Origin of the sequence: Bradyrhizobium sp. SSBR45G (assembly GCF_030159255.1) — a bacterium.
Lineage (GTDB): Bacteria > Pseudomonadota > Alphaproteobacteria > Rhizobiales > Xanthobacteraceae > Bradyrhizobium.
The window spans coordinates 26,337-33,118 of record NZ_BSCT01000059.1 but is presented as its reverse complement, the minus strand read 5'-3'; the positions used below and the strand labels follow the sequence as shown (position 1 = coordinate 33,118).

The 6,782-nt window shown below is 64.6% G+C and carries 6 protein-coding genes; 3 read left to right on the top strand and 3 right to left on the bottom strand.

Translation table 11 applies throughout. The features are described from left to right. Window positions 1-926 precede the first annotated feature (926 nt). Complete coding sequence (locus QQL87_RS35955) at window positions 927-1,265, top strand: hypothetical protein (RefSeq protein WP_284422401.1); 339 nt, start codon at window positions 927-929, stop codon at window positions 1,263-1,265. A 22-nt stretch (window positions 1,266-1,287) separates the two neighbouring features. Then, a complete protein-coding gene (locus QQL87_RS35950) occupies window positions 1,288-1,980 on the top strand; it encodes a hypothetical protein (RefSeq protein ID WP_284422402.1) in 693 nt (230 codons plus the stop codon). Window positions 1,981-2,030: 50 nt separating this feature from the next. Here QQL87_RS35950 and QQL87_RS35945 read toward each other — a convergent pair whose 3' ends face one another. The 3 genes from QQL87_RS35945 to QQL87_RS35935 all read right to left on the bottom strand — a co-directional run bounded on the left by QQL87_RS35945 (window position 2,031) and on the right by QQL87_RS35935 (window position 5,303). Continuing rightward, window positions 2,031-3,266: an MFS transporter gene (locus tag QQL87_RS35945; RefSeq protein ID WP_284422403.1), complete on the bottom strand. Its 1,236-nt coding sequence runs from the start codon at window positions 3,264-3,266 to the stop codon at window positions 2,031-2,033. Between the two features lie 137 nt (window positions 3,267-3,403). Then, window positions 3,404-4,597, bottom strand: a complete 1,194-nt coding sequence (locus QQL87_RS35940; protein WP_284422404.1) for a lanthionine synthetase C family protein — start codon at window positions 4,595-4,597, stop codon at window positions 3,404-3,406. A 166-nt stretch (window positions 4,598-4,763) separates the two neighbouring features. Further along, a complete protein-coding gene (locus QQL87_RS35935) occupies window positions 4,764-5,303 on the bottom strand; it encodes a GNAT family N-acetyltransferase (RefSeq protein WP_284422405.1) in 540 nt (179 codons plus the stop codon). Between the two features lie 556 nt (window positions 5,304-5,859). Between QQL87_RS35935 and QQL87_RS35930 the strand changes: the two genes are divergently transcribed. Then, window positions 5,860-6,759 carry an NAD-dependent epimerase/dehydratase family protein gene (locus QQL87_RS35930; protein WP_284422406.1) on the top strand — a complete coding sequence of 300 codons (900 nt, stop codon included), beginning with the start codon at window positions 5,860-5,862 and terminating at the stop codon, window positions 6,757-6,759. Window positions 6,760-6,782: the final 23 nt, after the last annotated feature.

The window sequence follows — 6,782 nt, the reverse complement described above, 5'->3', positions numbered from 1 at the left end:
ACCGCCAGTTGAGCCTCAGTATATGTTAAAAGCCTCAACCGGACAGCCGTGGGCTTGTCCCGGGCATCCACGTCGTTCCCAGTATGCCGAACGACGTGGATAGCCGGGACAAGCCCGGCCATGACGATGTGGAGACGGTTTCGCGAAAAACTCAGATTGGTCATATGCGATAGCCCTGCCTGATCGTCGGATCGGCGTCTCGGGAGCTGCGGACCTGATGCTTGCACATGGCTTCGCTGCCTCGCGGCGCGCTGTTGCGCCCGAGCTGTGCTGATCGACCGCCTTCTTCTTGGAAGAGGGCACGGGGAATGCCGGGCGCTGGCCGCACCCATGGCCCGCCTGCGGAAAAAAATGCAGGCGGCAGGTACCACAGGTTCAGCCGAGGACACCCGGCATTCCCCGCGCGATGGTTTTCACGGCTGCTTCGCGATCTCCCCGGTGCGCCGGGCTTTCTGGCCACTGTTGCCCGCGCGGCGCGTGAGCACCGCGACGAGCGTGATACCAGCTTCGGGGTATCAGGACCACGCGACTTGACCGTGCGCATCGCCGCCGCTCGTCGGCGCGGACATCCACGCTGCGACAGCAACACGCCCACCGCATCCCGCCTCGACGTTCGTGACGACCGCGAAGCGCCCCTCGTGTGAGACGGGACGCGCAGAGTAGATCATGGTTTCTGGAAAAAAGAAACAGGAATATTTTTGCCGGGAGGACTGGACAGGGGGGATGCGTCTGACGCCGCGGATAAAATCAGTCTTGAGGCGCATGCGGATGACGTGACGTCTCGGCCACCTCGTTGCTCCTGAGAATGATCGCGTTTCGCGGAGGGACCATTAACCGTGATCCTGAAAGCGGTGGTCCGATGCTGGGCGGGACGGCTCATCGCGATAGATTACCGTCCTGTTGGACCTGCCGTCACGGAGAGACGAATGCTGTGCTTCGAGGTTTGGAGAAATGGCGAAAAGCTGACCACGGCTGGCGTCAGCGAGACGGGCGTCCTATCATTCATCTTGACCTGGGTCGGGAGGGAGCCGAATGCCTCGGCGATCGCGGCGTCCTCAGCCGGCGCGATCCCGGGCATTCATTGTCAGGTGGGAGGCATCGACGGCGCCGCTCATGTCGACTGGTATGAAACCGACCAGTTGAAAGTCGGCGATGAATTGCGGGTCCGCCTCGTCTCGTCCGATCTGTCCGATCCTCCGACGCACTCCGAAGTGGAAGCGGTGCCCCGCGGCCATCCAGACTGGATCAGACGGCACCGACCATGATGAGCTGGGAGACGTTGAAGCGATGGCGGCCACCATGTCTCGCGGCTCTCCGGTGAAAGGACCGTCCCTTTTCGAAAAGTTGGAGCTGTGGTTTTCGAAAAGCCGCGTGGTCGACGGTCTTTGGATCGGAAGTGCGCAGTCGAGCCCTGACCCGGCTCTGCAACGGATCGAAGCTGCGCTTCGTCTGATCGAACGCCATTCTCCACTTCACTACAGGCGCATCAAGCGTAGCCTTTCTCGGATCTGGGTCCGATTGGTCCCGCACGGGGCCGGATGCAATCTACATCACTTGAACGCTTGCCTGCTCGACGAGCGGGTCTTCGATTCACAAGCCACAACGGTTGAATGGATTGCGTCCGCCATCGTTCATGAGGCCACCCACGCAAGGCTGGAGATGTGGGGTCTTCGATACGACGAAGCTGTTCGTCTCCGGACCGAACGAATCTGCATGCGGCGAGAACTGGATTTTGCGCGGCATCTGTCCGGCGTCCACGCCTTGCAGCAAGATATCGCCGAGAGGCTCGCATGGTGCCGTGACGGGAACGAACACTATACCGATCAAAACATGTGGCAGGATATCGATCGGGGCCACGCGGAGGCACTTCGTTATCTGGGAGCACCAGAATGGGTGATCGCTCTCGTGTATCGGGCAAGAGATCTGTCTCATGGAATTCGTCGCTTCATACGGCGCCTAGCCGGCGCTTCCGCGCGATGATCGCGATCGTCCGCGTCTCGCCCGCAGCGGCAGGGCCCATCCATATGCCGTCATCTCGCCGGCCGCGCGCTTTTCGTCTCGCCGGCGCGGGACGACCATAGCAGTGCGAGCGGGCCGGTCGCGATTCCGGCGGCGAGGACGATGAAGGCCAGCGTCCATCCGGCGGAGCTCTGCGGACCTCCAGCGAAATCGAGCGCGACGCCCGTTCCCCAGGCGCCGGCGGCCGACAGGCCGAAGCCGACCGTGGAGTGGAGCGCGAGCGTTGCACCCCGGTGCTCGCGGGCCGCGGCGGCCGACATGCCGGCGGTGAGTGCACCGGAATCGGCGGGGACGGTGAGGCCGTAGGCCAGCAGCAGACTTGCGACCGCCCATGCCGGCGCATCGGCGTTCAGGCCGATCAGCAGCGCGACCGCGGCGGACGCGATCATGACCGTCGTGATGGCGCGGTGGCGGCCGAACTTCAGCGCGGCCTCGTTGCCTAGGATGCTCGCGGGCATCGACACGATTGCGAACACGAAGCTCACGACGACCGGCGACATCCACGACGGGCTGCCCTGATGGGCCGTCACATAGGTCCAGAACCCGACCAGCCAGGTCCTGACACCGTAGAGCTCGAAGCAGTGGGCGCCATAGCCGAGGATGTAGCCCAGCGCCTCCCGGTTCGCGACCACGGGCTTGAAATCCAGCAGCCGTCCGGGCTTGTGCTCCGGCCTGTGCGTCTGCATCGCCAGGCACACGATGACCATTGCGACCGGGCCGATGCCGGTCAGCACGAAGGCAACCCGCCAGCCCCAATGATCCGCGACGAGCTGCGCGACCAGAAACGAGAGTCCCACGCCGAGCGAGAAGCTGGACGTGTACAGTGTGACCGCGCGGGACGTATCCCCGGCCGGCAGCCGATCCGTGAGAGCCTTGAGCCCGGGCATGTAGGCGCCGGCGAATCCCAGACCGGCAAGCGACCAGATCGCCATGCCCGACCAGAAGCCGACCGCGAACAGGCCGAACGCGATGGTCGCAACTCCGCTGACGATCGATCCGCACAGAAGAACGAGGCGCGCATCGATCCGATCCGTGAGCGTCGTCAGCACGGGGACCGCCAGCATGTAGCCGAACGCATAGCCACTGGCGAGCAGCCCGCCTTCGGCGGCACTCAGCCCCCACGCCGGCATGAGGTGCTGGGCGAGATTGGCTGACAGCGCGACGTGCGGCAGCAGATTGCCGACCTGGCCAATGCACGTCGCCGCAATCAGCGGCCTGCCGTTGAGGCTACGAATGTCGTCCTCCATCGGGACAGGCTGCAGTGTCGTTTGGGAGCACGAAGGAACATTCGCACGAGCGCGAGTCCTGCGGCTGCGGCGTACCATGCCATGTCGTCCAACTTCGGCGCAAACAGATCAGCGCGAAGCTGCCTCGATCTCAGACGTCAAAATACATCGATGGTCGGAAAACGCGGCTCCCCAGTGATGCAATCCCACAAATAGATGGCGAGGCCGACGTCGCCGGTCCACAGCGAATAGCGGCCGCGGCCGGTCGCCATCCGGGTGGCGCGAAACTGCGCGATGGCCGTCATGGCGAACTGGCGTGCGCGGTCGAGCCAGACCGGGTCGTGCGTGCGGCGATAGAGCTTGAGGAACGCGTAGCCGTTTCCGCCCGTGCCATGGCAGAGGTTCGAGCCTTTCGTCAGCGGTCCGGCGGCCCAGGTGAAGCGTCCACCGTCCAGCAGCATCGCGTCGAAATCCGGCGTCGCGAACGGCGCATCGGCAAAGGTTGTCACCATGCCCGGCGCGCCATGACAATGCTGGCAGATGACGGGCCGCTTCTCACGCTTGCTGCGCGGCCCCCATGTCGTTCCGATGTCGTAGCGCCACGCATTGGCTTCGAGCGCCTTCGGGACGACGTCTGCAACGAGGGCCTGCTGCGCCTCGGTCAGCCAGTGCCATCCGAGCAGCAACGGAATGACGTTGCCGGCGAAGCCATGAACGGGTCCGAGCCAGCGGTCCTTGGCGCCATACAGATCTTGCGTCCAGAGCGGGCCCTGCGGCGTGTCCTCGAGTTCGGACAGCAGCCGGCTCGCCTGTACCTCGAACAGGCGGCGCCAGCGCGCCTCCCCCGTCATCCCGGCCATGTGGACCGCTGCGACCATCGATCCCGGCAGGCCCCACATCAGCTCCCGGATCGGCGCCTCATTGTTCTTTTCGGCGTGCCAATAGACGAGGTCGGCGAGGCTCGACATCGGCGCGAGCCGCATGGCGAGCAGGGCAGCTCCCATCTCGCCCCGGAGCAGCGAGCCATGCTTCTCATAGTCGGCCGGCGAATTGGCGGCGTGGTCGATGACCGTCAGCTCCATCAGGCGGGACAGCACGGGGCGGAAGTCCTTGGCTGCCCGCGTCGCGCGGATGCGGTGCAAGTAGTCCAGGCCCCAGATGACCCCGGCTGCGCCCGTGTAGAAGCTGGGGTCACCGTCTGCCTTCCCATCGTCGCTGGGGTGGGCCGGCCAGAACGTGTCGGGGTCGAATTGGGCGATCGCGTCGGCTGCAATGTCGTCGATCGCGGCCCGAACGGCCGCTTCGTCCCAGGGGGTCTGTAGCAGCGGGCGATGGCGTCCGTAGGTAATCATCGCATCGGTCCCCCCGGGTGGTCTCCACGTCGGACGCGATCAAGATGGCATGAGTTCGAACGGAAGCTCAAGACGCGCGTGTCGGAAGGATCGTGATCCGTTTGACGACTCCGTCGGTGCCTGGATCGTTGCACGAGGGCGTGGTGCCAACCTCCGACGCCGGCTTTCAGCACGCGTCCGCCGCCCGACCGAAGTCGAGCATCATGTGCGTTTCGTCGTAATAGCGGTCGCCGTGTTTCGAGGCCCTCGGCTCCATGCCGAAGGCGACGAAGCCGAGGCTGTCATAGAGCTTTCGCGCGGGCTCGTTGTCCCGGATGACGGTCAGTTGCACGATCTCGACCTGCTCGCGAGCGACGTCGAGCAGGGCGCGCACCAGCAGGCGTCCGAGTCCGAGGCGTCTCGCGCCCGGTCGGACATACATGCCCCACAACCGGCCCTTGTGGACGACCTTCGGACCTTGCTGGACGGAGAAGCCGGCCGTTCCAACCAGCTTGCCCGCATGAAACGCGCCGAGCACATGGGCGTCCGCCAGCCGGCCTGCGAACCACGCCACATCCAGCGCATTCTCGAGCTCATACGTGCTGCCGAACAGTTCCGGGCTGGCCTGCAGGGCTTCCAGACGGATCGCCTTGAAGCTCGCCGCATCATCGGCGCCCAGGCGCCGCAGCGTCACATCAGCGCTCATGGCAAGAGTTTCGTCAGACATTCGCCACCTGTCCCCGTCGCCTTGTTGGACCACGCAACGATTGTGATCGCAAGCGGCGGCATCTGATGGCTTTGGCTCGGCTTCGGTCGCTTTGCTCTGCTGGATCTGCGACGCTCGACGCGAAACCTCCCCTTGGGATGCAGGCCATCGCACATGACCAATCTGAGTTTTTCGCGAAATCGTTTCGCCATCGTCATGCCCGGGCTCCGTCCCGCCTGCGCGGCCGAAGCCGCTTCGGCGCGGCGAAGGCCCGGGCATCCACGTCGTTCTCAGTATGCCGGACGACGTGGATGGCCGGGACGGAGCCCGGCCATGACGACGTGGAGGCAGACGAGCGCAACATTTCGATCGTCAAGTGCGATTGCCTTGCCTTGGGATGGCTGCCGGGTGCCTGGGGTCTTACGTGTCGATCGATGCGACGCAGCAATGAGATCGCAGCAGCGGGCAGCAGGAGCCGCGCACGCGGCCGTTGCGCGTTGCAAGTTCCTATGGAGCGGCCGCCGCGGAAGCTGATAGAAGCGCTGAACGACACGAGACAGCAGGGATGAGGACGCACATGACAGCCAAGCGCGTGGTGTTCACCGGGGGAACCGGCAAGGCGGGCCGGCATGTGCTGCCGCATCTGCAGGGCAAGGGTTATCGCTTGCTCAACGTCGATCTCAAGCCGTTCGATCATCCGGGCATCAACACGCTGATCGCCGATCTCTCGGACAGCGGCCAGGCCTTCAACGCGCTGACGGCGCATTTCGGCTTCGGTGGTTTCAATGCCGGGCGGCCGCCGGCGGCGCCCGATGCAGTCGTGCACTTTGCCGCGATCCCGCGGGTGCTGATCGAGCCCGACAACGAGACCTTCCGCGTCAACGCCATCAGCACCTACAACGTGATCGAGGCGGCGGCGAAGCTCGGCGTCCGCAAGATCATCATCGCCTCCAGCGAGACCACCTATGGCGTCTGCTTCGCCGAGGGCGACAAGGATTTCCGGAGTTTTCCGCTCGAGGAGGACTACGACACCGACCCGATGGACTCCTATGGGCTGTCCAAGGTCGTGAACGAGAAGACCGCGCGGGCCTTCGCGATGCGCTACGGCATCGACATCTACTGCCTGCGCATCGGCAACGTCATCGAGCCGCATGAATACGACATGTTCCCGCGCTTCCTCGCCGATCCGCCGTCGCGCAAGCGCAATGCCTGGTCCTATATCGACGCCCGTGACCTCGGTGAGATCGTGCATCTGGCGATCGAGAAGGACGGGCTCGGCTTTCAGGTGTTCAACGCGGTCAACGACACGGTGACGGCCAACATGCCGACGCGCGAGCTGCTGCAGCGCTATTGCCCGAATGTGCCGGTCACCCGCGAACTCGGCGAACGCGAGGCGCCGCTGTCGAACCGCAAGACACGCGAGGTGCTCGGGTTCAAGGAGGAGCACGATTGGCGGAAATATGTGAAGCTCGGGTAGGGCAGGCGTAGGGCGGATTAGCG